Source organism: Sphingomonas sp. LHG3443-2 (assembly GCF_049896405.1).
Taxonomy (GTDB): domain Bacteria; phylum Pseudomonadota; class Alphaproteobacteria; order Sphingomonadales; family Sphingomonadaceae; genus Sphingomicrobium.
The window spans coordinates 1,240,995-1,266,411 of the sequence record NZ_JAFCUG010000001.1; the positions used below are offsets into that span (position 1 = coordinate 1,240,995).

General features: G+C 65.9%; 27 protein-coding genes. 20 read left to right on the forward strand and 7 right to left on the reverse strand.

Annotation, left to right across the window (positions count from 1 at the left end; translation table 11 throughout):
• Positions 1-10 precede the first annotated feature (10 nt).
• The gene (locus ACP69Z_RS06170; RefSeq protein WP_426266646.1) at positions 11-385 is read right to left on the reverse strand and encodes a hypothetical protein; all 375 of its coding nucleotides are present in this window, start codon (positions 383-385) and stop codon (positions 11-13) included.
• A 183-nt stretch (positions 386-568) separates the two neighbouring features.
• Here ACP69Z_RS06170 and mdh point away from each other — a divergent pair, with 183 nt between their 5' ends.
• The 7 genes from mdh (at position 569) to ACP69Z_RS06205 (ending at position 9,137) form a co-directional block, all read left to right on the forward strand.
• Positions 569-1,543 (forward strand): malate dehydrogenase, encoded by a 975-nt coding sequence (mdh, locus tag ACP69Z_RS06175; RefSeq protein WP_426266647.1) that lies wholly within the window; start codon positions 569-571, stop codon positions 1,541-1,543.
• A gap of 19 nt (positions 1,544-1,562) precedes the next feature.
• Positions 1,563-2,045 carry a hypothetical protein gene (locus tag ACP69Z_RS06180; protein ID WP_426266648.1) on the forward strand — a complete coding sequence of 161 codons (483 nt, stop codon included), beginning with the start codon at positions 1,563-1,565 and terminating at the stop codon, positions 2,043-2,045.
• Complete coding sequence (gene sucD, locus ACP69Z_RS06185; protein WP_426266649.1) at positions 2,042-2,926, forward strand: succinate--CoA ligase subunit alpha; 885 nt, start codon at positions 2,042-2,044, stop codon at positions 2,924-2,926. The genes ACP69Z_RS06180 and sucD overlap by 4 nt, the downstream gene beginning before the upstream one ends.
• Positions 2,927-2,995: 69 nt before the next feature.
• Positions 2,996-5,824, forward strand: coding sequence for a 2-oxoglutarate dehydrogenase E1 component (locus ACP69Z_RS06190; RefSeq protein WP_426266650.1), 2,829 nt, complete (start codon positions 2,996-2,998; stop codon positions 5,822-5,824).
• Positions 5,825-5,832: 8 nt separating this feature from the next.
• On the forward strand, positions 5,833-7,062 hold the full coding sequence (gene odhB / locus ACP69Z_RS06195; protein ID WP_426266651.1) for a 2-oxoglutarate dehydrogenase complex dihydrolipoyllysine-residue succinyltransferase: 1,230 nt from the start codon (positions 5,833-5,835) through the stop codon (positions 7,060-7,062).
• A 42-nt stretch (positions 7,063-7,104) separates the two neighbouring features.
• Positions 7,105-8,496: a dihydrolipoyl dehydrogenase gene (gene lpdA, locus ACP69Z_RS06200; RefSeq protein ID WP_426266652.1), complete on the forward strand. Its 1,392-nt coding sequence runs from the start codon at positions 7,105-7,107 to the stop codon at positions 8,494-8,496.
• Between the two features lie 62 nt (positions 8,497-8,558).
• The gene (locus ACP69Z_RS06205; protein ID WP_426266653.1) at positions 8,559-9,137 is read left to right on the forward strand and encodes a hypothetical protein; all 579 of its coding nucleotides are present in this window, start codon (positions 8,559-8,561) and stop codon (positions 9,135-9,137) included.
• A 19-nt stretch (positions 9,138-9,156) separates the two neighbouring features.
• On the opposite strand, the gene ACP69Z_RS06210 is transcribed toward ACP69Z_RS06205, so the two are convergent.
• Positions 9,157-9,426, reverse strand: a complete 270-nt coding sequence (locus ACP69Z_RS06210; protein WP_426266654.1) for a YdeI/OmpD-associated family protein — start codon at positions 9,424-9,426, stop codon at positions 9,157-9,159.
• 331 nt (positions 9,427-9,757) lie between these two features.
• Between ACP69Z_RS06210 and ACP69Z_RS06215 the strand changes: the two genes are divergently transcribed.
• The 6 genes from ACP69Z_RS06215 (at position 9,758) to ACP69Z_RS06240 (ending at position 15,400) form a co-directional block, all read left to right on the forward strand.
• Positions 9,758-10,438, forward strand: coding sequence for a PepSY domain-containing protein (locus ACP69Z_RS06215; protein ID WP_426266655.1), 681 nt, complete (start codon positions 9,758-9,760; stop codon positions 10,436-10,438).
• A 9-nt stretch (positions 10,439-10,447) separates the two neighbouring features.
• Positions 10,448-11,872: an NAD-dependent succinate-semialdehyde dehydrogenase gene (locus tag ACP69Z_RS06220; protein WP_426266656.1), complete on the forward strand. Its 1,425-nt coding sequence runs from the start codon at positions 10,448-10,450 to the stop codon at positions 11,870-11,872.
• A gap of 72 nt (positions 11,873-11,944) precedes the next feature.
• Positions 11,945-12,859: an ATP-grasp domain-containing protein gene (locus ACP69Z_RS06225; protein ID WP_426266657.1), complete on the forward strand. Its 915-nt coding sequence runs from the start codon at positions 11,945-11,947 to the stop codon at positions 12,857-12,859.
• Positions 12,856-13,890: an LLM class flavin-dependent oxidoreductase gene (locus ACP69Z_RS06230; protein ID WP_426266658.1), complete on the forward strand. Its 1,035-nt coding sequence runs from the start codon at positions 12,856-12,858 to the stop codon at positions 13,888-13,890. Before ACP69Z_RS06225 ends, ACP69Z_RS06230 begins: the two co-directional genes overlap by 4 nt.
• Positions 13,891-14,013: 123 nt before the next feature.
• The gene (locus ACP69Z_RS06235) at positions 14,014-14,799 is read left to right on the forward strand and encodes an arginyltransferase (RefSeq protein WP_426266659.1); all 786 of its coding nucleotides are present in this window, start codon (positions 14,014-14,016) and stop codon (positions 14,797-14,799) included.
• A 76-nt stretch (positions 14,800-14,875) separates the two neighbouring features.
• A complete protein-coding gene (locus ACP69Z_RS06240) occupies positions 14,876-15,400 on the forward strand; it encodes a PEPxxWA-CTERM sorting domain-containing protein (RefSeq protein WP_426266660.1) in 525 nt (174 codons plus the stop codon).
• Between the two features lie 10 nt (positions 15,401-15,410).
• Here the strand turns inward: ACP69Z_RS06240 and ctrA are convergent, their stop codons facing one another.
• A complete protein-coding gene (gene ctrA, locus ACP69Z_RS06245) occupies positions 15,411-16,124 on the reverse strand; it encodes a response regulator transcription factor CtrA (protein WP_426266661.1) in 714 nt (237 codons plus the stop codon).
• 331 nt (positions 16,125-16,455) lie between these two features.
• Here ctrA and ACP69Z_RS06250 point away from each other — a divergent pair, with 331 nt between their 5' ends.
• From ACP69Z_RS06250 to ACP69Z_RS06280, 7 genes are all read left to right on the forward strand, one after another.
• Positions 16,456-17,130, forward strand: a complete 675-nt coding sequence (locus ACP69Z_RS06250) for an RluA family pseudouridine synthase (protein WP_426266662.1) — start codon at positions 16,456-16,458, stop codon at positions 17,128-17,130.
• Between the two features lie 47 nt (positions 17,131-17,177).
• On the forward strand, positions 17,178-17,807 hold the full coding sequence (locus ACP69Z_RS06255) for a PEPxxWA-CTERM sorting domain-containing protein (protein ID WP_426266663.1): 630 nt from the start codon (positions 17,178-17,180) through the stop codon (positions 17,805-17,807).
• Between the two features lie 142 nt (positions 17,808-17,949).
• Positions 17,950-18,360 (forward strand): alternative ribosome rescue aminoacyl-tRNA hydrolase ArfB, encoded by a 411-nt coding sequence (gene arfB, locus ACP69Z_RS06260; RefSeq protein ID WP_426266664.1) that lies wholly within the window; start codon positions 17,950-17,952, stop codon positions 18,358-18,360.
• Positions 18,361-18,388: 28 nt separating this feature from the next.
• Positions 18,389-19,927 (forward strand): hypothetical protein, encoded by a 1,539-nt coding sequence (locus tag ACP69Z_RS06265; protein ID WP_426266665.1) that lies wholly within the window; start codon positions 18,389-18,391, stop codon positions 19,925-19,927.
• Between the two features lie 39 nt (positions 19,928-19,966).
• Positions 19,967-20,725, forward strand: a complete 759-nt coding sequence (locus ACP69Z_RS06270; protein WP_426266666.1) for a sulfite exporter TauE/SafE family protein — start codon at positions 19,967-19,969, stop codon at positions 20,723-20,725.
• Positions 20,726-20,790: 65 nt separating this feature from the next.
• Positions 20,791-21,894: an alpha/beta fold hydrolase gene (locus tag ACP69Z_RS06275; RefSeq protein WP_426266667.1), complete on the forward strand. Its 1,104-nt coding sequence runs from the start codon at positions 20,791-20,793 to the stop codon at positions 21,892-21,894.
• A gap of 16 nt (positions 21,895-21,910) precedes the next feature.
• Positions 21,911-22,222 carry a hypothetical protein gene (locus ACP69Z_RS06280; protein ID WP_426266668.1) on the forward strand — a complete coding sequence of 104 codons (312 nt, stop codon included), beginning with the start codon at positions 21,911-21,913 and terminating at the stop codon, positions 22,220-22,222.
• Here the strand turns inward: ACP69Z_RS06280 and nadA are convergent.
• The 4 genes from nadA to ACP69Z_RS06300 are packed head-to-tail and all read right to left on the reverse strand — an operon-like array spanning position 22,219 to position 25,347.
• Positions 22,219-23,238, reverse strand: coding sequence for a quinolinate synthase NadA (gene nadA / locus ACP69Z_RS06285; RefSeq protein WP_426266669.1), 1,020 nt, complete (start codon positions 23,236-23,238; stop codon positions 22,219-22,221). The genes ACP69Z_RS06280 and nadA overlap by 4 nt on opposite strands.
• A gap of 15 nt (positions 23,239-23,253) precedes the next feature.
• Positions 23,254-23,955 carry a DUF4230 domain-containing protein gene (locus ACP69Z_RS06290; RefSeq protein ID WP_426266670.1) on the reverse strand — a complete coding sequence of 234 codons (702 nt, stop codon included), beginning with the start codon at positions 23,953-23,955 and terminating at the stop codon, positions 23,254-23,256.
• Positions 23,943-24,776, reverse strand: coding sequence for an MBL fold metallo-hydrolase (locus ACP69Z_RS06295; protein ID WP_426266671.1), 834 nt, complete (start codon positions 24,774-24,776; stop codon positions 23,943-23,945). The genes ACP69Z_RS06290 and ACP69Z_RS06295 overlap by 13 nt, the downstream gene beginning before the upstream one ends.
• Before the next feature lie 37 nt (positions 24,777-24,813).
• On the reverse strand, positions 24,814-25,347 hold the full coding sequence (locus ACP69Z_RS06300; RefSeq protein WP_426266672.1) for a hypothetical protein: 534 nt from the start codon (positions 25,345-25,347) through the stop codon (positions 24,814-24,816).
• Positions 25,348-25,417 lie beyond the last annotated feature (70 nt).

Sequence of the window (25,417 nt, forward strand, 5' to 3'; positions counted from 1 at the left end):
GCAGCGCCGATCAGCGCAGGATGGCGCCGATGATCTGCTCGATGATCTGGCTCTGCGGGTCGACCCCGTAGAGATTGCCCTGATCATAATAATATCGGTTGGACGGATCGAGGTCATACTGCTGCCTCACATCATACGGAATGCGATTGTAGCCATAGCGGTCATAGCCGTAGCTCTGCGCATAACGCTGCCCGATCGCCAGCTTGCGCGCCTGGCCCGGCGGCAGGCAGCCGTTGTTCTTCTTGGCAAGCCCCGGAGGGCAGCCATAGCTTTGCGCATAGCCACCGTGCTTGCCGTGGTGCCCGCCACCGTGACCGGGCTTGGCGGCCGCCGGGGCCGCGGCGAGGGCGAGCGCTGCGCCCGTGAGAATGAGTGCCTGTTTCATGCCTCTGCCTCTAGCCGGGCGGCCATGAACCGGCTCTGACGGTATCGTTCAGGCCCCGGCCCACAACAATGGCGCCTCCCGCGGTTGCCCCAGCGGGGCGCAGGGGCTAGAGGCCCAGACCGTTCCGGCTGTCCGTCCCGGCGGCGGCCTTTCATCGCCCAATTACCCGACGGAGACCCCCCTTTGTCTGCCACGACGTCCCGCAAGAAGATTGCCCTTATCGGCGCCGGCATGATCGGCGGCACCCTTGCCCACCTCGCTGCCAAGAAGGAATTGGGCGACATCGTCCTGTTCGACATCGCGGAAGGCATGCCGCAGGGCAAGGCGCTGGACATCAGCCAGTGCGGACCGGTCGAGGGGTTCGACGCTCGGATCACCGGCACCAATGATTATGCAGACATCGCTGGCGCCGACGTGATCATCGTCACCGCCGGCGTGCCGCGCAAACCCGGCATGAGCCGCGACGACCTGCTCGGCATCAACCTCAAGGTCATGAAGGCGGTCGGCGAGGGCATCAAGAACCATGCTCCCGACGCGTTCGTCATCTGCATCACCAACCCGCTCGATGCGATGGTCTGGGCGCTGCGCGAGTTCTCGGGCCTGCCCGCGAACAAGGTCGTCGGCATGGCCGGCGTGCTGGACTCGGCCCGCTTTGCCACCTTCCTGGCCGACGAGTTCAAGGTCAGCGTGCGTGACGTCAACGCCTTCGTGCTCGGCGGCCACGGCGACACCATGGTCCCGGTGACCAGCTACACCACGGTCAGCGGCATTCCGGTCGACGACCTCGTCAAGATGGGCCGTTCGTCCAAGGAAGCCATCGACGCCATTGTCAAGCGCACCCGCGGCGGCGGCGGCGAGATCGTCGCGCTGCTGAAGACCGGTTCGGCCTATTACGCGCCCGCCACCAGCGCGATCGCCATGGCCGAGGCTTATCTCGGCGACCAGAAGCGGATCCTGCCGTGCGCGGTCGAAGTGAACGGCAAGTACGGCCTCGACGGCCTGTATGTCGGCGTTCCGGTGGTGATCGGTGCCGGCGGTGCCGAGGAAGTGATCGAGATCGAACTCGACGACGAGCAGAAGCAGAACCTCGCGGTCAGCGTCGGCGAAGTGAAGGGCCTGCTCGAAGCCTGCAAGCAGATCGAGCCCAGCCTTGGTTAAAGGCGCCCTTCTTGCCCTCATGCTGCTGAGCTTGCCGGCGGTGGCCGGCGCGCAGACGCCCAACCCGCCCGCAGCAATCGTCGAGGCGGCGGCAGACTGCTGGGAAGCGACGGGCGCGACCTCGGTCGACCTTGCGAAGCTGGCAGCCAAAGGGTGGAAGCCGGCGGAGTTCAAGGACAAGGACGGCAAGGCTCTTCCGACCCCGCTCCGCTTCTTCGGCAAGGCCGATAGCAGCGTCATGGTGATGGTGCTGCCGAGCGGCGACAAGCCGGCCTGCAGCGTGACCAGCCGCGTTGGCAGCGTCGCCGATTACAAGCCGCTGATGGATGGGCTTCAGACCCGCCTCAAAGGGCTCGAGCCCGCCCTTAAGACCGGCCGCGGGGGCACCAAGGGCGCTGCCTTCGTCGGCGGCGGCAAGATCGCCCTGATCGAACCCACAGGTACTGAAACAGAACCGGCGGCGCGGTTCGTCGTCGGCATGTCCGCTTCGGAGAAAAAATGAGCATTCTCGTCAATCGGAACACCAAGGTCATCACGCAGGGCATGACCGGGGAGACCGGCACCTTCCATACCGAACAAGCGCTGGCCTACGGCACGCAGATGGTCGGTGGCGTGACCCCGGGCAAGGGCGGTTCCACCCACATCGGCCTGCCGGTGTTCGACACGGTCGAGGAAGCCGTCGCCAAGACCGGCGCCGACGCCTCCGTGATCTACGTTCCGCCGCCCTTCGCGGCCGATTCGATCCTTGAGGCGATCGACGCCAAGGTCCCGCTGATCGTCTGCATCACCGAAGGTATTCCGGTGCTCGACATGGTCAAGGTGAAGCGCGCGCTCGACGGCTCCTCCTCGCGCCTGATCGGGCCGAACTGCCCCGGCGTCCTGACCCCGGAAGAGTGCAAGATCGGCATCATGCCGGGCAACATCTTCAAGAAGGGCAGCGTCGGCGTGGTCTCGCGCTCGGGCACGCTGACCTATGAAGCGGTGTTCCAGACCTCGAACGAGGGCCTCGGCCAGACCACCGCGGTCGGCATCGGCGGCGATCCGGTCAAGGGCACCGAGTTCATCGACATGCTGGAGATGTTCTTGGCGGACGACGAGACCAAGTCGATCATCATGATCGGCGAGATCGGCGGCAGCGCGGAAGAAGAGGCCGCGCAGTTCCTCGCCGACGAGGCCAAGCGCGGCCGCAGCAAGCCGACTGTTGGCTTCATCGCCGGCCGTACCGCCCCTCCGGGCCGCCGCATGGGCCATGCCGGCGCGATCGTGTCGGGCGGCAAGGGCGATGCGGAATCCAAGATCGCCGCGATGGAGGCCGCTGGAATCCGCGTGTCGCCGAGCCCATCTGAGCTCGGCCGCACGCTCAAGGAATTGCTGAACGGCTGACCCGCCCCGGCAAGGGCGCGGCACTGATGGCCTGAAGCCCCGCCGTTTGAGCGGGGCAACGAGGATGGAATGACCGACCTGTACGAGACCGAGCAAGGACCAAGCTGGCAGCGGCCGAATTGGCCGGTGGCGGCGCTGGACGCCGTCAATCTCGGTCTTGATCCGACCGAGGCGACGCTGGAGCAGGTCGCGGCCAAGGCCAAGGACAAGGCCGCTGCATCCGGCGCCTCGGAAGCAGAGGTCCGCCGCGCCGCCGAGGACTCTATCCGCGCGATGATGCTCATCCGCACCTACCGGGTGCGCGGGCACCTTGCCGCCGACCTCGATCCGCTTGGCCTGGCCAAGCGTGACCTGCCCGCTGACCTGACGCCCGAATATCACGGCTTTACCGGCGCCGATCTCGACCGCCCGATCTTCATCGGCGGCAATCTCGGACTTGAGACCGCAACCGTGCGCGAGATCGTGGCGATCCTGCGTGCCAACTACTGCGGCAAGGTCGGTCTCGAATATATGCACATCAACGATCTGGGGGAGCGCCGCTTCCTCCAGGATCGGATCGAAGGCCGTGACAAGGGCGCCAGCTTCACCGCCGAGGGCAAGCAGGCGATCCTCGAAAAGGTGATCCACGGCGAGCAGTGGGAGAAGTTCCTCGCTCGCAAATATGTCGGGACCAAGCGCTTCGGCCTCGACGGCGGCGAAAGCATGATCCCGGCGCTGGAAGCCGTGATCAAATATGGCGGGCAGGCGGGCGTCGAAGAGATCGTCGTCGGCATGGCCCACCGCGGTCGCCTCAATGTCCTCGTCAACGTCATGGGTAAGCCCTACCGCGCGATCTTCAGCGAGTTCGCGGGTGGCAGCGCCAACCCCGAGGACGTCGGCGGGTCGGGCGATGTCAAATATCACCTCGGCACCTCGTCGGACCGCGAGTTCGACGGCACCAAGGTCCACCTCTCGCTGCAGGCCAATCCCTCGCACCTCGAGGCGGTCAACCCGGTCGTGCTGGGCAAGGCCCGCGCGGTGCAGGTAATCAAGGGCGACGACGAAGGCGACAAGGTGCTCCCCGTCCTGCTTCACGGCGACGCGGCGTTCGCGGGGCAAGGCATCGTGTGGGAGTGCTTGAGCTTCTCTGGCCTGCCCGGTTACGGCATCGGCGGCTGCATTCATTTCGTGATCAATAACCAGGTTGGGTTCACCACTTCGCCGCAGTTCGCGCGAAGCTCGCCCTACCCGAGCGACGTCGCCAAGGGCATTCAGGCGCCGATCCTGCACGTCAACGGCGACGATCCCGAAGCCGTGACCTTCGCCTGCAAGCTCGCGACCGAATTCCGGCAGGAGTTCAACCGCGACATCGTGATCGACATGTGGTGCTACCGCCGCTTCGGTCACAACGAGGGCGACGAGCCGAGCTTCACCCAGCCGCTGATGTATGACGCGATCCGGAAGCATCCGCCGGTCAGCAAGCAATATGGCGAGCGGCTGATCGCCGAGGGCGTGGTCGATCAGGCGTGGATCGACGGCAAGACCAACGCCTTCGTCGCGCATCTCGAGGCCGAGTTCGAAGCGGGTGCCAGCTACCTGCCCAACAAGGCCGACTGGTTCGAGGGCCGCTGGGCAGGGTTGAAGCGGCCGGCCGAAGGCGTCGAAGGCCGCCGCAACACCGGCACCGCGGTTCCCGAGGACGAGGTGCGCCGCGTCGGCGAGGTGCTGACCCGTGTTCCGGGCGACCTTACCATCCACAAGACGCTTGGCCGCATCATCGACGCCAAGAAGGCGATGTTCGCCAGCGGCGCCGGGTTCGACTGGGCCACCGCCGAAGCACTCGCTTTCGGCACCTTGATTGCGGAGGGCCACAATGTCCGCCTGTCTGGCCAGGACAGCGGCCGCGGCACCTTCAGCCAGCGTCACGCGGTGTGGACCGACCAGAAGGACGGCCACAAGTTCGTTCCGCTGACCACCATCGAAGGCGGCCGCTTCGAAGTGCGCGACAGCCCCTTGAGCGAATTCGGCGTGCTCGGCTTCGAATATGGCTACAGCCTCGCCGACCCGCGCACGTTGGTGCTGTGGGAAGCGCAATTCGGCGACTTCGCCAATGGCGCGCAGGTCATCATGGACCAGTTCATCGCCAGCGGCGAAGCCAAGTGGCTGCGCGCGAGCGGCCTCGTCCTGCTGCTGCCGCACGGGTTCGAAGGGCAGGGGCCGGAGCATTCGTCGGCACGCCTCGAGCGCTATCTCCAGCTTTGCGCTGAAGACAATATGCAGGTCGCCAACGTCACCACGCCGGCGAATTACTTCCACCTGCTGCGCCGCCAGCTGCTCCGCGACTTCCGCAAGCCGTTGGTGATCATGACGCCGAAATCGCTGCTCCGGCACAAACAGGCGGTGTCGCAGATCGCCGATTTCTCGGGTGAGAGCCACTTCAAGCGCATCCTGTCGGACCTGAAGGCACCGGCCGAGGGCCGCACGCGCCGCCTCGTTCTCTGTTCGGGCAAGGTTGCCTATGAACTGATGGAAGCGCGTGACGAGGCCGGGCTCGAGGATGTCGAGGTTCTGCGCATCGAGCAGTTGTACCCGTTCCCATCGGAGCCGCTGGTGAAACGCCTGGCCGCGATGCCGAACCTCCAGGAAGTGGTCTGGTGCCAGGAAGAGCCGCGTAACAACGGCAGCTGGTTCTTCGTCGAAAGCTTCATCGAGGACGCGCTTCGGGCCGCGGGCAAGAGCTTCCGTCCGGTGTACGCCGGGCGCGCTGCTTCGGCCTCGCCGGCGACCGGCCTTGCCAAGCGCCACCTGGCTGAACAAACCGCCCTCATTGCCGCCGCGCTCGGCACTGGGGCTGCTGCAAAGGCCGCGACGAACGCGGCTGAGGATACCGTCCGGCAAGCCGGCAAAGCGAACGCTTGAGGGGAAGAATGGGCACGGAAGTCAAAGTCCCGGCACTGGGCGAAAGCATCACCGAAGCGACGCTTGGCGCGTGGCTGAAGAAGCCGGGTGACGCGGTTGCGGTGGATGAGCCGGTGGCGAGCCTCGAGACCGACAAGGTGTCGGTGGATGTTCCTTCGCCGGTCGCGGGCGTGTTCGGTGAAGCGCTGGTCGGCGAAGGGGACACGGTGAACGTCGGCGCGGTGATCGCGACCATCGGCGAGGGCAGCGGCGCTGCTGCTGCTCCGGCGGCGAAGTCTCCCGAAGCTGCTCCTGCTGCCGCCCCAGCCGCCAAGGGAAGCGACATCAGCGACGAGCAGGCTCAGGCGCTGCGCCTGTCGCCCTCGGTCCGCCGCGCAGTGCAGGAAAGCGGTGTCGATCCGGCCGCCCTCACCGGCACCGGCAAGGATGGTCGCCTGACCAAGGAAGACGTCGCCAAGGCGAAGAGCAGCCCGGCCCCGGGCGCTGCTGCTCCCGCTGCCGCCGCTCTGGCTTCGGCGCCGGCCGCGCCGAAGGGCGAGCGGGCCGAGGAACGGGTCAAGATGACCCGCCTGCGCCAGACCATCGCGACCCGCCTCAAGGACGCGCAGAACACCGCCGCGCTGCTGACGACGTTCAACGACGTCGACATGACGGAGGTGATTGCCGCGCGGACCCGCTACAAGGATCTGTTCGAGAAGAAGCACGGCATCCGCCTCGGCTTCATGGGCTTCTTCACCAAGGCCGTGGCGCTCGCAGCGCGTGACGTGCCGGCGGTGAACGCCCGGATCGACGGCGACGAGATCGTCTATCACAATTACCTCGACGTCTCGGTCGCGGTGTCGGCGCCCAAGGGCCTGGTGGTGCCGGTGGTCCGTTCCGCCGACCAGATGAGCTTTGCCGAAATCGAACAGGCGATCGCGGGCTTCGGCAAAAAGGCCAAGGACGGAACGCTGACCGCTGACGACATGAAAGGCGGCACCTTCACCATTTCGAACGGCGGCGTGTTCGGCTCGCTGCTGTCGACCCCGATCATCAATCCGCCGCAGTCGGCGGTGCTCGGCCTTCACCGGATCGAGGAACGCCCGGTGGTCAAGGACGGGCAAATCGTCGCGCGCCCGATGATGTATGTGGCGCTGTCCTACGATCACCGCCTGATCGACGGGCGCGAAGCGGTGACCTTCCTCGTCCGCGTCAAGGAAGCGATCGAGGATCCGACCCGCCTGCTCATCGACCTGTAAAGTTATTCGCTCCCCGACGAGTGGGAGCACCAAAGGAAGACCATGGCTGACTACGACTACGACGTTCTGGTGATTGGCGCCGGCCCCGGCGGCTATGTCGCGGCGATCCGCGCTGCGCAGCTCGGGCTCAAGACCGCTTGCGCTGAAAGCCGCGAAACGCTGGGTGGCACCTGCCTCAACGTCGGCTGCATCCCGTCCAAGGCGCTGCTCCACGCGTCCGAGCTGTTCGAGGAAGCGGCCCACGGCCACATGGCCAAGTGGGGCATCACCGGCCAGTTCAACATCGACATTCCGACCATGCAGAAGGGTCGGGTCGAGGCGGTCGAGGGGCTGACCAAGGGCATCGAGTTCCTGTTCAAGAAGAACAAGGTCACCTGGCTCAAGGGACGCGCGAGCTTCACCGGCGCCGACACCGTCGAGGTCGCCGGTCAGACCGTGCGCGCAAAGAACATCGTGGTCGCCACAGGCTCCTCGGTCACCCCGCTGCCCGGCGTGACGGTCGACCAGGAGCGGATCGTCGACAGCACCGGCGCGCTGGAGCTGGCGGAAGTACCGAGTCACCTCGTCGTGATCGGTGGCGGCGTGATCGGGCTCGAGCTTGGCAGCGTCTGGCGCCGCCTCGGCGCGCAGGTCACTGTGGTCGAATATCTCGACCAGATCCTGCCCGGCATGGACGAGGAGATCCGCAAGGAATCGAACAAGATCTTCAAGAAGCAGGGCTTCGCCTACAAGCTCGGCACCAAGGTCACCGGCGTTCAGCGCAACGGCGACGCGGTCACCGTCACTGTCGAGCCCGCCAAGGGCGGCGCGGCCGAGACGATCGAAGCCAGCCATGTGCTCGTGTCGATCGGCCGCCGTCCCAACACCGACGGCCTGAACGTCGACGCCGCCGGACTGCAGCTCAACACCAAGGGCCAGATCGAGACCGATCACAGCTTCCGCACCTCGGTCCCGGGTGTGTGGGCGATCGGCGACGTGATCCCCGGCCCGATGCTCGCCCACAAGGCCGAGGACGAAGGCATTGCGGTCGCCGAGAACATCGCCGGCCTGACCGGCATCGTGAACCACAACATCATCCCGAGCGTGGTCTACACCACGCCCGAAATCGCCGGCGTCGGCCTGACCGAAGAGCAGGCCAAGGCGGGGGGCGAGGTCAAGGTCGGCAAGTTCCCGATGATGGCCAACAGCCGCGCCAAGACCAACGGCGAACCCGACGGGCTGGTCAAGGTGATCGCCGACGCCAAGACCGACCGCGTGCTGGGCGTGTGGATGATCAACAATCTTGCCGGCACCATGATCGCGCAGGCCGCGCAGGCGATGGAATTCGGCGCCACGTCCGAAGACATCGCCTACACCTGCCACGCCCACCCGACCCACGCCGAAGCCTTCAAGGAAGCGGCGATGGCGGTGACGGGCAAGCCGATCCACATCTAAGGCCGCCCGGCGGCTATACCGCCACGGTTGCGCCTCTTCCGCGGCGGCCTAAGCTGGTGGGCGTGAAACAGCTTTTCCTTCTCGCATCGCTGGCACTTGCCGGCTGCGCTCACTTGCCCGCCGCGACTTCCCCGCAGGACGCCTTCTTCGCGCAGATCGCCAGCCTGTGCGGCAAGGCGTTCGAAGGGCGCATCGTCAGCCCGCCGGTTCCCGCCGACGCCAGCTTCGCGGGCAAGCGGCTCGTGATGCATGTGCGGGACTGCACCGCCGATACCATTCGCATCCCTTTCCATGTGGGCGAGGACCGCTCCCGCACCTGGGTGATCACCCGCACGCCAAGCGGGCTGCGGCTGAAGCACGATCATCGCCATGAGGACGGAAGCGAGGACGCGCAGACGCAATATGGCGGCGATACGGTGAGCGCCGGAACGACCACCCGGCAGGAATTCCCCGCCGACGCCTACTCGCGCGAGCTGTTCATCCGCGGCAACATTCCGCAGTCGACGACCAATGTCTGGGCGATGGAAGTCACGCCCACTCTCTTTGCCTACGAACTTCGCCGACCATCACGCTTTTTCAGGGTCGATTTCGATCTCGGCCGGCCGGTCACGCCTCCGGCTCCGCCCTGGGGATCCCGCTGAAGGGCATGGGGCCCGCGAACTAGCGGCCGTTCTTCACCCGGTGCGGGCAGCCGGGCCAACAGCAGGGGCGACGCTTGCCCTCGTTCAAGCTCTCGATCCCCCATGCGATGCGTTTGTCCCGGGTCTTGTCCTGCTTTGGCGATGTCACCCAGCAGATCCACTCGTTGCGCGCGAGAGGCGTAATATCCTGCCACGCCGCTAGTGCCAGCGGTGCTGCTCGCAACGCGCAAGCCAGGTCGTCGGGCAGCTCATGCACCACGCCGCCTGCAAGAGTCGTCGTCTCGCTCACACCGGCATGGTTGCGCGAAGAGTTGCAATCGGCAAGCGCTGGAAGGCGCGTGGTGATTGTCTTACCTCTGTCAGGGTGAGCGTGAGATTTCGTCCGGACGGCTTTGCCATCGGCCTGTTTGTGGTCGGGGTCCTTCTAATGGCCCTGCCTCTCACCGTCATTCCCGGAATCTTCGCCAGGTGTTGGCGCTTGTTTATTGGTCGATCATGACGCTCCTGCGTGCCCTGGGAGGAAAAGCGCGCGAGTGAGGTTGGAGCGATGCGCACGCGCGTCCTCTCGCACTCCCACACTCGGTGCTGGCTTGCCGCGCAAATCCGATTAAGTCCCACCCATGAAAGTCCGCTCCACTCTTCGCCGTTGGCATGTCTGGCTTGGCTGGCTTGTCGGTGTGCCCATCCTGTTCTGGGCCGTGTCGGGGCTCATCATGGTGTGGAAGCCGATCGACGAAGTGCGCGGGAGCGACCTGCTCGATCCTCCCGCACCGGTCGTGCTGACCGCGCCCGCCATCCTGCCGTCAGTGGTCGCCGGTCTGCCGCTGGCCAAGGTCAGCCTCGAGCAGCGTGCCGCCGGGCCGCGGTGGGTGATCGAGGTCAAGGACGGTCCGATCCGGCTCGCCGATCCGGCCACCGGGCAGTTGCTCCCGCCGCCAGGCGCCGCCGACGCCGCAGGCGAGGTAAGGGCGCGATGGCGCGGCGCTGCGCCGATCGAGGCGGTCCGCCGGACCGATGCGGCCAATCCGCCGATCGAGCTTCGCCGTCCGATCGCCACATGGCAGGTCGATCTGGCGGATGGCACCCATGTCTTCGTTGCCGCCGACAGCGGCGCGATCGTTGCCACGCGCACCCGCTGGTGGCGTTTCTACGACTGGATGTGGGGCCTTCACATCATGGATCTCAGCGGCCGCGAGGACACGCACCATCCGACGCTGATCGCCTTTGCTGCCTTCACCCTGCTCACCGTTCTCCTGGCGCTCGTCCTGCTGCCGCTTTCAATCAAGCGCCGCCGGTCCTAGATCGGGCGCATGGGATATGAGACCGAGCTGAAGCTCTTCATCGACGGCGCCTGGCGCCAGGGCGAGGGCGATTTGTCGCCCGTGATCAATCCGGCGAGCGGCGACACCATCGCCGAATTGCGTCTCGCCAGCACTGCCAATCTTGACGAGGCGCTTGCGGCGGCCGGGCGGGCGTGGCCCGAATGGCGCGCCACCGATGTCGAGAAGCGCGGCGCGATCCTGCACAAGGCTGCAAGCCTGCTGCGCGATCGTGCCGAGCAGATCGGCCGCCTGCTGACCCAGGAACAAGGCAAGCCGCTGGCCGAAGCGATTGGCGAAGTCATGGGCGCCGCCGGCATGTTCGATTATTTCGCTGAAGAGGCCAAGCGCGCCGGAGGACGGGTGCTGGTCCGCCCGACCGGGCAACGCTCGATCGTCATTCCGCAGCCAGTTGGTCCGACCGCCACCTTCACGCCGTGGAACTTCCCGATCTACCTCCTCGCCAAGAAGGTCGCGGCGGCGCTGGCGGCTGGCTGCACGGTCATCTCCAAACCGCCCGAGGAAACGCCGGGCTGCACCGGCGCCTTGGCAAAGGCGCTCGACGACGCGGGCATTCCGAAAGGCGTGTTCCAGCTGGTCCACGGCGTTCCCGATGCGGTGTCGCGCCAGCTGATCGGCAGCCCGGTGATCCGCAAGATCAGCTTCACCGGCTCGACCGCGGTCGGCAAGCATCTGATGAAGCTCGCCGCCGACGGCATGAAGCGCATCACCATGGAGCTTGGCGGCCACGCGCCGGTGCTGGTGTTCGACGATTGCGACCTCGACAAGACGCTCGACATGCTGGTCCCGCAGAAGTTCAGAAACGCGGGCCAAGTCTGCGTCTCGCCGACCCGCTTCTTCGTCCAGGAAGGCATCTACGACGCCTTTGCAAAGGGGTTTGCCGAGCGCACTGCCTGCGTGAAGATCGGCAACGGCCTCGACGCGGAGACGAAGATGGGTCCGCTTGCCAACCAGCGGCGCTTGCCCGCGATTGCTGGGCTGGTCGACGATGCCAAGGCCAAGGGCGCAAGGGTGCTTGCCGGCGGGGAGCCGGGCGAGGGTGGCTTCTTCTTCCAGCCTACCGTGCTTGCCGACGTTCCCGACGAAGCCGAAGCCATGAACGTCGAACCGTTCGGCCCGGTCGCGCTGATGCGCAGCTTCGCGACCGAGGATGAAGCGCTGCATCAGGCCAACCGCCTGCCTTACGGTCTCGCCTCGTTCGTGTTCACCGAAAACGGCCGCCGCGCAAACCGCGTCGGCGACGCGCTGGAGAGCGGAATGGTGGGCATCAACAACTTCGCCCTGTCGGTCGCCGATGCACCCTTCGGTGGAATCAAGGAGAGCGGCTTCGGCAGCGAGGGCGGCGAGGAAGGCTTGGCGAGCTATCAGGTGACCAAGGCCATCCACCAGGCTTGACCCGGCGGGTGGGCGGCGCCACATGCCCCCCGCCCACGTGCTCGGGCGAACGCACTCCCCAAGAGGAAGCGAATGCCCGAGCTTGCCATTTTGTTTGAACATCCCGCCTGGTTCGAGCCGCTGTTTGCGGCGTTGAAACGGGGCGGCGTCGACTATGTCGCCGTTCCGGTCAGCGATCATCGCTTTGATCCGACTGGCTCGCAGCCGCCGGCACCGGTCATCTTCAACCGTGTCGCCATGTCGAGCTTCCTGCGCGAGCCGGAGCATCCGCTGTTCTACACGATGGCGCTGCTCGACCATTGGCGCGGGCAGGGAGCAACGGTGCTGAACGGCCCCGAGGTGATGGCGATCGACAGCAGCAAGGCGCGGCAATTGTCGCTGCTGCATCGCCTCGGCCTGGCGGCTCCGCGCACGCGGGTCGTGCACCGCGCGGCCGACCTTGCCGCCGCGGCCGAGGGGATCGGCTTTCCCTTGCTGGTCAAGGCCAATATCGGCGGCTCGGGCGCAGGGATCATGCGCTTCGACAGCGCCGCCGAACTCGCCGCCGTGGTAGCCGCCGGGGACCAGCCGCACTCGGTCGATCAGGTGCTGCTGGTGCAGGAAGCCGTGCCCGCCCGGGGCGGCGTGATCTGGCGGCTGGAAACGCTTGGCGGCAAGTTCCTCTACGCCATCGAGGTCGACGGGGCAGGGCAGTTCGATCTCTGTCCGGCGGACGCCTGCGATGACGATCGCGGCACCCCGATCGCCATGCGCGCCTTCGATCCTCCCGCCGAGATCATCGCCGGCGCCGAGCGTGTGGCGCAGGCGATGGGCATGGACGTCGGCGGGGTCGAGGTGATGGTCGACGACCGCGACGCCACGGCCAAATTCTACGACATCAACGCGCTGTCCAACTTCGTCGCCAGGCCGGTGCAAGTGCTGGGCTACGACCCGCATGATCGGCTGGTGGAATGGCTGAGACAGCGCATTGCGGAGGCACGCGTATGAGGTTCGGTTACTGGATGCCGGTGTTCGGCGGTTGGCTTCGCAACGATCCGGACGAGGGCCCGTCCGCAAGCTGGGAAGCGGTCCGGGATCTCACCTTGCGCTCGGAGGAGGCGGGATGGGACTTGTCCCTCATCGCCGAGCTGTTCCTCAACGACATCAAAGGCGTGGAGCAGCCTGCACTCGACGCCTGGAGCACAGCCGCCGCCTTGGCCGCGGTGACCTCCAGCATCGAGCTGATGGTCGCGGTGCGCCCCAACTTCCATCACCCGGCGCTGCTCGCCAAGCAGGCAGCCAACATCGACCGCATCAGCAATGGCCGGCTGGCGCTGAACGTCGTGTCGAGTTGGTGGAAGGAAGAGGCCGAGCAATATGGGCTTGCCTTTGACCAGCATGACGACCGCTACGCCCGCACCGCCGAATGGCTGACCGTGGTCGACGGCCTGTGGCGCGAGCAGCGCTTCAGCCATGCTGGCGAGCGCTACCAGCTGAAGAACGCCATTGTATCGCCCAAGCCGGTGCGCCGCCCGGTCGTCTATGCCGGCGGCGAGAGTGATGCCGCCAAGACGCTGATCGCCCGCCAATGCGATGCTTATGTCATGCACGGCGATCCCTTGGACGCGATCGCGCCCAAGATCGCGGACATGAAGGCGCGCCGAGAGGAAGCCGGCGGGCCGCCGATGCCGTTCGGGATGGCCGCCTATGTCATCGTTCGCGACAGCGAGGCGGAGGCTCAGCGCGAATTGGAGCGGATCACCGCCATGCCGGCGACGCCTCCGCCGGGCTTTGCCAATTTCGACCAGTGGCTGTCGGGCACCGAGCTTGAGCGGACACTAAAGCTGCAGGAATATAGCGTTTCCAACCGCGGTCTGCGTCCGAATCTCGTCGGGACGCCCGAGCAGATCGCCGATCGCATCCGCGCCTATGAGACCATCGGGCTCGATTTGCTGCTGCTTCAGATGAGCCCGCAGGCTGAGGAAATGGATCGCTTTGCCGCAACGGTGATGGCGCCGATGAGGGCTGGGAAGCTCTAGACCTGACCCGAAGCGGTACAGCCTTTGGGCTTAACCATCTTCCTCAAGGAGCAGGGACTTTGCAGGGGCGTTGGTGGGGAGCATAAACACTTCTGTAACCATTCAGACCCTTGCAGGCCCCGCTTGAGCGCTCCGTTCCGTTTTCCGAAATTCTTTGTCACCTCGCCGGCGCCTTGCCCGTATCTCCCGGGCAAGATCGAACGGAAGGTGTTCACCGAATTGTCGGGCCACCACGCCGGTGAGTTGAACGAGGCGCTCGGCCGTATCGGCTTCCGCCGCTCGCAGTCGGTCGCCTATCGGCCGAGCTGCATCGACTGCCAGGCCTGCGTCTCGGTCCGCGTCGCGGCAAGCGAGTTCGCGCCGACCGCGACGCAGCGCAAGCTGATGAAGCGCCACGCCGATCTCGAGGTCACGGCGTGCAAGCCGTGGACCACCGAGGAACAGTTCGACCTCCTGCGCCGCTATCTGGCGGTGCGTCATCCCGGCGGCGGGATGGCCGAGATGGACGACAACGACTTTGCCGACATGGTCGAGCAGACCCCGGTCCGCACCTATGTCGTCGAATATCGTGAGCCATCCGTCGATGGTCGGCCGGGCAAGCTGGTCGGTGCCTGCCTCAGCGATCAGCAGAGCGACGGGCTCAGCATGATCTACAGCTTTTTCGATCCGAGCCTTGCCGATCGCAAGGGTCTCGGCACCTTTATCATCCTTGATCATATCCAGCGCGCTGCCCGTGCCGGGCTGCCCTACGTCTACCTCGGCTATTGGGTCGAGGGGTCGGAGCGGATGGCCTACAAAGCCAAGTTCCGCCCGATGGAACGGCTTGGCCGCGATGGCTGGAAACGATTCGAGCCGGGCGAAAGCGCCCCGGCGGCTGGCATGCAGGGAACGGGTTTGCGGAAGGTCTGAGCCTGTGTGGCGCGGGCGCCACTGGTCAGATGCACCCAAATCACGCAAACTGCTTTAGGAATCTGGGGGAATAACAATGCGTAAGTTTGTAGCGATCATGGCAGCGACCTGCCTGTTCGGGCTAGCGAGTCCAGCGGGCGCGGCGACTTACTATAACTTGTCGATAAGTGGCTTCCTTACCGGGTCGAGCAATACTTTGATGTGCAACAGCGGCAGTGCACCTGGCTGCCTGACGGCTTACCCATCAGGATTTGCGACATCGGCTTACGCAGCGGAATTCACGAGAAGCTTGGGCCCGCTGGAATTGCAGGAAGGTGAGAACAACTTCGGGTACGGTAACCCGCGATCAATCGGCTACTTTTCCGGGACGATCATCAATCAAGGCGGATTCCTCACCGGAAAGAACCTTTCGTTCTACTACGAGGATTCGAATCTTCGCTTCAACGTGATCGGCAGTTCATACATCTCGGCGCAGGCCAGCCAGTTCAACGTGGTGGGCGGTATCCCCGAGCCCGGCACGTGGGCGCTGATGCTGATCGGCTTCGGCGCGGTCGGGACCGCGCTGCGCCGGGCACCCAGGCGGACGTTGCAGCCCGCCTGAGCCACGTTCGTCAGGCGACCGCCGCTTCCGGCACGTCGACCTCGGCCTCGGCCGAATCCCGCAGCACGTAGCCGCGGCCCCACACCGTCTCGATGTAATTGTCGCCGCCGCAGGCCAGGCTGAGCTTCTTGCGCAGCTTGCAGATGAAGACGTCGATGATCTTGAGTTCGGGCTCGTCCATCCCGCCATAGAGATGGTTGAGGAACATCTCCTTGGTCAGCGTCGTGCCCTTGCGGAGCGAAAGCAGCTCCAGCATCGCATATTCCTTGCCGGTCAGGTGCACGCGGGCACCGACGACCTCGACCGTCTTGGCGTCGAGGTTGACGGCCAGCTTGCCGGTGCGGATGACGCTCTGGCTGTGGCCCTTGGAACGGCGGACGATGGCGTGGATGCGGGCCACCAGCTCGTCGCGGTGGAACGGCTTGGTGACGTAATCGTCGGCACCGAAGCCCAAAGCCCGCACCTTGCTGTCCATCTCACCGATGCCCGACAGGATCAGGACCGGGGTCGCGACCTTGGCGGTGCGGAGCTTCTTCAGCACGTCATAGCCGTGCATGTCGGGAAGGTTCAGGTCCAGGAGGATGATGTCGTAATCATACAGCTTGCCGAGATCGAGGCCTTCTTCGCCAAGATCGGTGGTGTAGACGTTGAACCCTTCGGTCCCGAGCATCAGCTCAATGGACTTGGCCGTGGTCGGCTCATCCTCGATCAGCAGAACGCGCATAATCTCTTGTCCCCCGTTCGAGAGCCCAGCCAAGCGTTACGCCGGCTTAACGGCCCTGAAGCGTGTGTTAACCATTCGGGGTGTCGCCTGAAAAGGTTAACATGACCTAAACGGCTTCATTCAAGCGGAGACGTTGCGCGCTTGCATCAGTTATCCACAAGCCGGATCACGTCCGAAGTTCTCGAAGTTCACATAGGGCGCGAGGTTTGCAGTGCTTCTCACCCCTTCCATTTGCGGCCGTGCAGGACCGCTGCGACGGAGCAGCGGAGCCGACCGGATCCTACTTTGCAAGAGGGGTGCGGCAGGACCGTTTCCGGACTAGGGAAGGCCGATGCTGCTCAGTTCCTTTATCCTGTTCATCGACGGCGAAGCCTTCGTGATGGACAAGCCCGCCGGCCTTCCGGTCGATACGCCCAAGCGCGGGGGCGACAGTATCGAGCGCCGGCTCGACGAGTTGCGGTTCGGGTTCAAGCGGCTGCCGACCCCGATGCACCGGCTCGACCAGGACACGTCGGGCTGCCTCCTGTTCGCGCGCCATCCGGCTGCGCGGGCGAAGATCCAGCAGGCGTTCGAAAGCGGGCAGGTCGAGAAAACCTATCTCGCCCTTCTTGCCGGCACGGTCGAAGGCGACGAAGGCGAGATCGACCTGCCGCTGGCCAAGAAGAGCTCAGCCGAGGCGGGGTGGCGGATGGTCGGCGATCGGGCCGGGCAGCGGGCGGTGACCCGCTGGCGCAAGATGGGTGAGAAGGACGGCCGTACCCTGGTCGAGTTTCGCCCGCTGACCGGGCGCACCCACCAGATCCGTGTCCATGCTCGTGAGGGGCTGGGCGCGGGAATCGTCGGTGACCGGGTCTATGGCGTGCCCGGCGGATCGATGATGCTGCACGCGCAGCGACTGGTGGTGCCGCGCGGAAACAAGCCTTCGATCGACGTCACTGCACCGCTTCCCGACCATTGGGGCGAGGAGTACCGGAATGGCACAGGAACCGCGGGAAACTCGGCTTGATGAGAATTTGTTTAATAGCTAGTTAACGCTCCAGCCGGTTCAGTCCTATGTCGGGGTTCGAGAAGCCGGACGACTTTTTACAAGCAGGGGGCAGAGCGATGCGGAGCGTACAACTGGCACTTTTGGGGGCAGCCCTGGTCGCAGCAACGCCGGCCGCCGCCGCCGAGAACTTCCTGGGTTCGACCCTGAACGCGCAGTACTATTTCCCGAACACGGGAAGCCCCTTCAGCGATTCCGAGAACTTCGTTGTGACCGACCCGGGCGTCGAACTCACGACGTTCCCGAACGGCGACCCGCGCACCAACATCGATTTCACCGCGAACTCGATCCTGGTTTCGTACCTGTCGACGGGAACCTGGTCGTCGACCGCCTTCAACGGCTTCATCATTCGCGACCTGTCCAACAACCTGGCGGCGATCACCTCGGTCAGCATCGACCCGTCGAGCAACTTTGCCGGCTTCGGTGCCAATCGCCTGACGTTCGATGCCAACTCCATCGCGGTCAACTGGCAGGGTCTGTCGTTCAGCCCGTCGACCACCTTGCGCCTGAACGTCGGCTTCGGCAGCGCCGTGCCCGAGCCGTCGACCTGGGCCATGATGCTGCTGGGCTTCGGCGCGATCGGGTTTGCGGCACGCCGTCGGCGCCAGCGCCCTCAGCTGGCCCGCGCTGCAGCGTAACACTTGGTTCGGGGAGCGGTTCGCCCATGAGGCGCGGCCGCTCCCCGACTGACGTTTCGACACTCAAGCCTGTTCGCCACCGCCGAACAGCCGTTGCACGCTTTTGCCGCACCACGCTGCGGCGCCGTGCTATTGCGCACCGATGAAGCCTGACGATGTCCGACTGCCCGACGATGCGCTGAGCGAGACGTTTCTCGCCAGCACGGGCCCCGGCGGGCAGAACGTCAACAAGGTCGCGACCGCCTGCCAGCTGCGCTGCAACGTCTTCGCGCTTGGCCTGCCGCTTCATGCCTATGAGAAGCTCAAGGTCCTGGCGGGGTCCAAGCTAACCCAAAGCGGCGAGCTCATCATCACCGCACGAACCCACCGCAGCCAGGAAGCCAACCGCGAGGAAGCCCGCCGCCGCCTGCGCGAACTGATCGCCGAGGCGCATCAGCGCGACGCGGCGAGGCGCCCGACCAAGCCGAGCCGCTCGGCCAAGGCCAAGCGCGTCGAGACAAAGAAGGGCCGCGGCGCGGTGAAGGCGATGCGGGGGCGGGTGAGCCTCGACTGAGCCGGCGCCTTCAGGCCGACGCGCATCATTGACAAGGGCGCTGCCCACGGGAAAGTTTCCCATGCTCTTCCGGAGACGGTGCGTGACTTGGTTGAAATCGGTTGTCTTTCCGCTTGCAACGTTGGTGATGGTTCCTGCTTTGCCAGCTGCCGCCCACAGCGAAGCAGCGGCGATCACGCAGCCTGAGGTCGATTTCTCGCAAACGCTTGAGGCTTATTACCAAGCGCTAGAGGACAAGGATTGGGCGAAGGCGAACAAGCTGAGCGCGCAGCTGAGCTCCGGCGGTCGGGACAATCCGGTTCTCGGCTCCTTCGGCAAGTGGTTGCGCTCCGCCGTGGAGGCAGGTCAGGGCCGCACCGCCGCTGCGGAAGCGCTGCTCAACGCCCAGGCAGGCACGGATCCCGCGCCACCAGAACTCCAGCAGCCCGCCCTTCCTGCCTTTCTTATCATCGGCCGAGAGGATCTGGCTGCGCGGCTGCTCGACCGCCTTGCCTCACGAAGCCCTGACATGGTCCGGGAACTGCCGCCGGAATGGGTGATGCCGATCATTCGCTGGCGCGACGGACCACAGCGCGAGCGCGAGGACCGGATCATCACGCTGAGTGAACTCGGCTATCTTGGTGAGAGGGGGGACTGGTTCGCGAAAGAGGCGGTCGGAATTCTGCTTGCGCGGGGCGCCGAGGCCAGGGCGGTGGGCCTGCTTCGCTACATTGACGATCCGTCCACGGTCGAGGACATGCTGGTGCAACGGCGTTATGAGCGCCTTTGGCCCGCATTGGCAGCGCAGGCGGGACCCGCGCTTTCCAAAAGCCGGGACTCATCCGTACGAGCGGCAGAGGCGGCCAGGGCCGAAGACCCCGACAATTCGGAGCGCCTGAGCGACCTTGTATCAGCCTATCGGGATGCCAGGCGCCTCGATGCTGCACTGGTGTTGAAAGGCGTGCTGCCCGCCGATGCCGCCTCGATGACAAAGGTAGATGAGAACACCGGGTGGGCAATCAACGATCTTGCTCTTGCATTGTACGATGCGGGACGCGGGGACGAGGGAGACGCTCTCTTCCATGCGCTCAATTCCGCGGTTCCTGCCAACTCCTGGCGTGTTAGCATGTTCATCAACCGGGTCGAAAAGCTGGTTCAGAACGGCAAGTTCGCAGCCGCCTTGCCTCTGATCGCAGTGGCCGAGAAAGAGCCGAGAAATGCCTTTGCCGACCAGTTGCTTCGCCGGCTGCGCTATTGCGCGACGATGAAGGTCGGGCAGACAGAGGCTGCGGCACGCTTGCGGCCGGCCATGCTCGAGCACACCAAGGATGCACCGGGCGCGACGATCGAAGGCTTGCTCTGCGCCGGTGAGACTGACGAGGCCGAGAAGATCGCGCTGTCCCAGATCGACGATGAATCGTTTCAGTCGGACTTCGTCCGCAATCTGCAAAAGGAACCGCTGACGGCAAGCGATGCTTCCGTTTGGGGAGGCTGGAGTGCGCTGAGAAGCCGTCCGGCTATCGCGGCGGCCTTTCACCGCCTGGGCCGCGACTTGCCGGCCGAGTATCTGCCGCCGCCGTTCAAGTAAGCTGACGGCGGGCCGTTCAAGGGCAAGATCGGCGACCATGTGACCGACATTTCCATTCTCTTTCTTGCCGCCTTCGCGGGCCTGGTCGGCGGGGCCATGAATGCGTTGGCGGGTGGGGGCACCTTTGCCACGCTGCCGGCGCTGATCGCGCTGGGGCTGCCGGCGAACATCGCCAATGCGACCAGCAACGTGGCGCTGCTGCCGGGCGCGGCCACCAGTGCGTGGGCGTTTCGCAAGGAATTGGGGCCGGTGGCGGGGATCTCGGTGCTGCTGCTGGCGGGGCTGACCTTTGCGTTCGGGCTGGTCGGGAGCGTGCTGCTTGTCGTCACGCCGTCGGAGACCTTCGACGTCATCATTCCGTGGCTGCTGCTGTTCGCCTTCGCGGTGATGGCGCTGGGCAAGAGCGCCGCCGACTGGCTGCACCGGCGGGTGACGATCGGTCGGCCGACCCTGCTCGCTTCGCAGGCGCTGCTCGGCGTTTATGGCGGCTATTTCGGCGGCGGGGTGGGGCTGATCACTACTGCGCTTTACGGGCTCCTTGCGAATATCCGGCCACGCGAGCTGTTCGCGATCCGAACGACGATGCTGGCTGTCGCAAACTTGGCGGCGGCGATCGTGTTCATCGGCTTTGCGATGGTGTGGTGGTGGGCGTGCCTGCCGATGCTGGCCGGGGCGGTGGTCGGCGGGTGGCTGGGCGCGGTGCTCGGCAAGCGGCTGTCGGCCCGCGCGGTGCGGTGGTGGACGTTGCTGGTGACGGGCACGACGACATTGGTCTTTTTCGTGCGGGCCTACGGCTGACGGGAGGGGTTGCGTTTGCCGTGAACAGAACCTGCTCTGATCCTAACCTGGATCAGGAGTCGGCCATGCGCTTGAGTGGACTGGCTACCCTTTTGGCGATGGCGGCGCCAGCCGCGGCGCAGCAAGGCAATCTGGTGTCCGCGGAGCCGGTCGCTCAGACGCTGGCGGGGATGCAGGCTTGGAAGATCCGTTATCTGAGCCGTGACGACCGCGGCGTGCAGCAGACGCTGACCGGAATGGTGATCGCGCCCCGCGAAGCGGTGCCGCGGACGGCGCGCAAGGTCATTGCCTGGACTCACGGCACGTGGGGCACGGCCGACCAGTGCACGCCGTCGCGAAGCCCGCGCTTTTTCGCGGCCACCCCGGCGTTGGACGCGGTGCGGCAGGGCTATGTCGTGGTGGCGCCCGATTATCCGGGGCTCGGCGAGCCCGGGCCGCATCCGTATCTGGTCGGGCCGGTGACAGGGCGCTCGGTGATCGATGCGGTCAAGGCGGCGCGGGCGATCCCCGGCGCGTCGGCCGGCGGCGACTATGCGGTGTGGGGTGAAAGCCAGGGCGGGCATGCCGCGCTGTGGACGGGGCAGATGCAGGCGGCCGATGGCGCCGGGCTGCGGCTGGTCGGGGTTGCCGCCGGCGCTCCGCCGACCGACCTTGCCGCCAACCTGCGCGGGGCCAGCAACGCCACGTACCGCGCCTTCCTGACCGCCATGACGGTGGACAGCTGGAGCCAATATCATGGCGTGCCGCTTCGGATCGGACGGGCACGGACACCGGGAATCATCCAGCGGATCGCGCGCAATTGCATCACGGTCGACAAGGGGCCGAAGCTCGGCACCATGCTTGGCATTCTGGCGCTGCGGCAGGACCTGGCCAAGGTCGATCTCGGATCGACGCCGCCGTGGTCATCCTATGCGGCGGCCAACAGCACCAGCCCAGTCAGCCGGGTGCCGGTACTGTTCGCGCAGACGCAGGGCGATCCGCTGGTCGCGCCGGCGGTGACACGGGCGTTCGCGCGGCGGATGTGCAGCAACCGGGTGCGGGTCAAGTGGATCGACCTGCCCGGCAAGGATCACGCGACCACCGCCAAGCAGAGCGCGACCGACACGATCGCTTGGATCGGCCAGCGTTTTGCCGGAGTTCAGGCGCCCAATGATTGTGGCCGGTTCTGACTTGAGGAGACTTCCGATGCGTTTGCACCTTCCGACCGCCGTGCTGCGTGCCCTGTCGGCTGGCGCCGCCACCGCGTCCACCCCCGCTGCGTGGTCGCAGCTCGACCGGCAGGTCAATCGCGCATGTCTGACGGCCTCCGGGCTGCGGCAGGCCAAGATCATCCCCGACAAGGCGAGCTTCCCCGACCGGGTGCCGGTCGAGCTACGGATCGTCGAAGGCTATAACCGCGGCAACGTCGTCGACGTTAAGCTGTGCGCCTACGACCGGCGGACCAGGCGGGTTACGACGACCGAAGGTGTCGGCCGGCTCGGCGTCTACCGCCGCTAGTCCTGCTCGCCCTCCGACCGGAAGGGCACGATCGGGCGGCCGACATCGCCCTGGCCGACGGTGCGGCCGGCCATTTCCAGCATTCGTTCGAGCGGCACGCGCGCACGATCCATCAGCTCGGGCTCGAGCTCGATCCGGGGTTCGAGATCGCGCAGCGCAATGTAGAGCTTCTCGAGCGTATTGAGCGCCATGTACGGGCACATGTTGCAGTTGCAGTTGCCGTCGCCGCCGGGGACCCCGATGAAGGTCTTTCCCGGCGCCGCCTTCTCCATCTGATGGATGATGTGCGGCTCGGTCGCGACGAGGATCACTTCGGCGGGCGAGGCGATGGCGAAGTCGAGGATCGAGCGGGTGCTGCCGACATGGTCGCTGTGGTCGATGATGTGCGGTGGGCATTCGGGATGCGCGGCGACCGGGGCGCCCGGATATTGCGCCTTGAGCTTCAAGAGCTCGGTCTCCGAAAACGCCTGGTGGACGATGCAAATGCCCGGCCACAGCAGCATCTCGCGCCCGGTCTTGCGCGCGAGATAACCGCCGAGATGGCGGTCGGGGCCGAAGATGATCTTCTGCTCCCTGGGGATCTGAGCGAGGATGGCATCGGCGCTGGACGAAGTGACGATGATGTCGCTCTGCGCTTTCACCGCTGCCGAGCAGTTGATGTAGGTCAGCGCGATATGGTCCGGGTGGGCGGCGCGGAAGGCGGCGAACTGATCGGGCGGGCAGCTGTCCTCGAGGCTGCAACCGGCGTCCATGTCGGGCAGGATCACGGTCTTTTGCGGCGACAGGATCTTGGCGGTTTCGGCCATGAAGCGAACCCCGCAGAAAGCGATCACGTCGGCGTCGGTGGCCGCCGCCTTGCGCGACAGGTCGAGGCTGTCACCGACGAAGTCCGCAAGGTCCTGCAATTCGGGACGCTGATAATAATGCGCCAGGATGACGGCGTTGCGCTCTTCCTTGAGGCGCATGATCTCGGCGAGAAGGTCGGTGCCGACCGGCGGACGAAGCGGTGCTGTCATGGGCTTCAGATAGGCTCAGCGTTGGCGATCCGCCAGCACCTGCTCGATCGAACGGCTGACATCCCAGCGTTCGCCGTCCTGCACCCCGGCGGCGGGAGTGACGACGCGGACGGTGATCGGACCAAGGCCGGCGGCGTCGAGCGGTGCGCGGGCGAGGTCGGCGACGACCTTTTCGGCATTCTTCTGCGCGGCGGCGAGGTTGGCGGGCTCGGCCGCGACTTCGCCTGCCTTGGCGGTAGCGAGCTGCGACGCGCGGCGGGCAAGATTGGCCGAGGCGCCACGAGTGACGAACAGACCGCTGGTGCCGGCAACCGAGCGGTTGGCCTCGTCGACATTGGGCGGTTCGGGCGTGACGGTCGGCACGCGAATGGTCAGGCTGCGGCGTGCCGGATCCCAGCGATAATCGTCCGCACCGACGCCTGACAGGTCGAGCGTGTAGCCGACGCTGTAGGGGATAGTGGCTTTCTGCGACGAGCGGAGAAAGGGCACGGCGCCTGGGTCAACGGTGGTGACGTCGAGAGTGCCCTTAACCTCACCGACCTTGAGCGCCGCCTTGTTGGAGAAAGTGGCGGAGAGGACGCGGACGATGCCCTGCGCCTGCGCCAGCTCTTCCTCGACGCGGCGCTCCTCCGCGCGCTTGGCACTCCACCAGATCGCCCCGCCGATCGCCACCAGGGCGAGCAGCAGCAGCGGCCAATATCGTCTCAAACCTTCCATAGACCCTGAACGCAGCGGACTGCCCCGCGCTCCTCCAGCGTGATGAGGTGGGCAAGCGCGGTGGCTTCGGCGGCTGGCCGCAGGCGCGGATCAAGCGCGGGATAGGCGCGCAGGGTGAGGTCGGTGAGTGCGGCGGGGCTCTCCTGCACGAGGCGGAGAAGCTGGCGCTCGCGCTGGAGGCGGTGGCCGAGGATGCCGCGCATCAGGCGCTTCGGGTCTTCGACCGGCTCGCCGTGCGCGGGGTGGAACAGGGTTTCGGACCGCGCCTGAAGCTTCTGGAGGCTGGCCATATAGTCGCCCATGTGGCCATCGGGCGGAATGACGACGGTGGTCGACCAGCCCATCACATGATCGCCGCTGAACAGGCGGTGGCCCACCGCGAAGCAGAGGTGGTTGGAGGTGTGGCCCGGTGTGTGCACCGCTTCGATGATGGCGCCGCCGGCTTCCACCGTTTCGCCATCAGACAAGATGCGGTCGGGGGCGTAGCTGGTGTCGAAGCCCGCTTCCTGGTCGCCCGGCACCACGAGCGGCGCGCAGCCCCAGACGGGGGCGCCGAGGCGCTGAGCCAAGGGCGCGGCGGCGGGGCTGTGGTCGCGGTGGGTATGGGTGACGAGGATGGCGTCGACCGGCCGGCCGCCAACCGCTTCGATTAGCGCTTCGAAATGCGGTTCATCGACCGGGCCAGGGTCGAGGATGGCGAGGCGATCGGTGCCGATCAGGTGCACCCACGTGCCTTCGCCGGTGAAGGGCGAAGGGTTGGGCGCGAGCAGGCGGGCAAGGCCGGGCCCGAGCGGCTCAAGGGTGCCGGGGGTGTGGGTCACTCCCCCGGCGATGACAGAGCCGTGCCCTGCGGGCAACTCACTCGTTCGCGGGGAGCTTGGAGATGGCCTCGTTGATGGCGGTGACGACGCGCGTGCGCGCTTCGGGCGAGAGGTTGGTGTCGCCCTCGATCCGCTTGGCCGCGTCGCGCAATTGCTGGACCCGCGACACGTTGCTGCTGCCACCCTTGGTGCAGATCATCACGCGGGTTTTCTTGCCGTCCTTGTCGGTGGCTTCGCTGTCGACCTTGGCCCCGTCGTCGCAGGAGAGCATGGCGATGCGGGTGCCGGGTGCGCCGGGTTCGCGCAGGATGCGGACCTCGCGGCGTTCCTCGCCCTTGCCCGGCGCCACGTCGACGATGCGGATCCGGCGCTCCGGCGTGCCGGCGGCCGCGGTTTCCTTGCCGTCGCGGATGACGATAATCTCGCGGCGCTCCTGCTTGTCCTTGTCACCCGGTTTCGCGTCGCCTGACTGGCGGACGACGATCTCGCGGATAACCGTCTCACCGGATTTGGCAGCCGGCGGAGCGGGCGGTGCGGAATGCGCGGCGGCGAGCATCAGAAGCGTAAGCATGGGCGAGTCCCCCGTGGTGGTTGCGTTGCCCCAACGATCATCATGCCGCGGTTAAACGGAAGATGAACGG

What these genes read in the sequence shown, in the direction of transcription:
- ACP69Z_RS06300 (WP_426266672.1), bottom strand. Translation starts at nt 25,347, where the DNA reads ATGCTTACGCTTCTGATGCTCGCCGCCGCGCATTCCGCACCGCCCGCT.
- ACP69Z_RS06220 (WP_426266656.1), top strand. Translation starts at nt 10,448, where the DNA reads ATGGGATATGAGACCGAGCTGAAGCTCTTCATCGACGGCGCCTGGCGC.
- ACP69Z_RS06240 (WP_426266660.1), top strand. Translation starts at nt 14,876, where the DNA reads ATGCGTAAGTTTGTAGCGATCATGGCAGCGACCTGCCTGTTCGGGCTA.
- nadA (WP_426266669.1), bottom strand. Translation starts at nt 23,238, where the DNA reads ATGACAGCACCGCTTCGTCCGCCGGTCGGCACCGACCTTCTCGCCGAG.
- ACP69Z_RS06275 (WP_426266667.1), top strand. Translation starts at nt 20,791, where the DNA reads ATGCGCTTGAGTGGACTGGCTACCCTTTTGGCGATGGCGGCGCCAGCC.
- ACP69Z_RS06280 (WP_426266668.1), top strand. Translation starts at nt 21,911, where the DNA reads ATGCGTTTGCACCTTCCGACCGCCGTGCTGCGTGCCCTGTCGGCTGGC.
- ACP69Z_RS06230 (WP_426266658.1), top strand. Translation starts at nt 12,856, where the DNA reads ATGAGGTTCGGTTACTGGATGCCGGTGTTCGGCGGTTGGCTTCGCAAC.
- odhB (WP_426266651.1), top strand. Translation starts at nt 5,833, where the DNA reads ATGGGCACGGAAGTCAAAGTCCCGGCACTGGGCGAAAGCATCACCGAA.
- ACP69Z_RS06255 (WP_426266663.1), top strand. Translation starts at nt 17,178, where the DNA reads ATGTCGGGGTTCGAGAAGCCGGACGACTTTTTACAAGCAGGGGGCAGA.
- arfB (WP_426266664.1), top strand. Translation starts at nt 17,950, where the DNA reads ATGAAGCCTGACGATGTCCGACTGCCCGACGATGCGCTGAGCGAGACG.
- ctrA (WP_426266661.1), bottom strand. Translation starts at nt 16,124, where the DNA reads ATGCGCGTTCTGCTGATCGAGGATGAGCCGACCACGGCCAAGTCCATT.
- lpdA (WP_426266652.1), top strand. Translation starts at nt 7,105, where the DNA reads ATGGCTGACTACGACTACGACGTTCTGGTGATTGGCGCCGGCCCCGGC.
- ACP69Z_RS06225 (WP_426266657.1), top strand. Translation starts at nt 11,945, where the DNA reads ATGCCCGAGCTTGCCATTTTGTTTGAACATCCCGCCTGGTTCGAGCCG.
- ACP69Z_RS06190 (WP_426266650.1), top strand. Translation starts at nt 2,996, where the DNA reads ATGACCGACCTGTACGAGACCGAGCAAGGACCAAGCTGGCAGCGGCCG.
- ACP69Z_RS06290 (WP_426266670.1), bottom strand. Translation starts at nt 23,955, where the DNA reads ATGGAAGGTTTGAGACGATATTGGCCGCTGCTGCTGCTCGCCCTGGTG.
- ACP69Z_RS06180 (WP_426266648.1), top strand. Translation starts at nt 1,563, where the DNA reads ATGCTGCTGAGCTTGCCGGCGGTGGCCGGCGCGCAGACGCCCAACCCG.
- ACP69Z_RS06170 (WP_426266646.1), bottom strand. Translation starts at nt 385, where the DNA reads ATGAAACAGGCACTCATTCTCACGGGCGCAGCGCTCGCCCTCGCCGCG.
- ACP69Z_RS06215 (WP_426266655.1), top strand. Translation starts at nt 9,758, where the DNA reads ATGAAAGTCCGCTCCACTCTTCGCCGTTGGCATGTCTGGCTTGGCTGG.
- ACP69Z_RS06250 (WP_426266662.1), top strand. Translation starts at nt 16,456, where the DNA reads ATGCTGCTCAGTTCCTTTATCCTGTTCATCGACGGCGAAGCCTTCGTG.
- sucD (WP_426266649.1), top strand. Translation starts at nt 2,042, where the DNA reads ATGAGCATTCTCGTCAATCGGAACACCAAGGTCATCACGCAGGGCATG.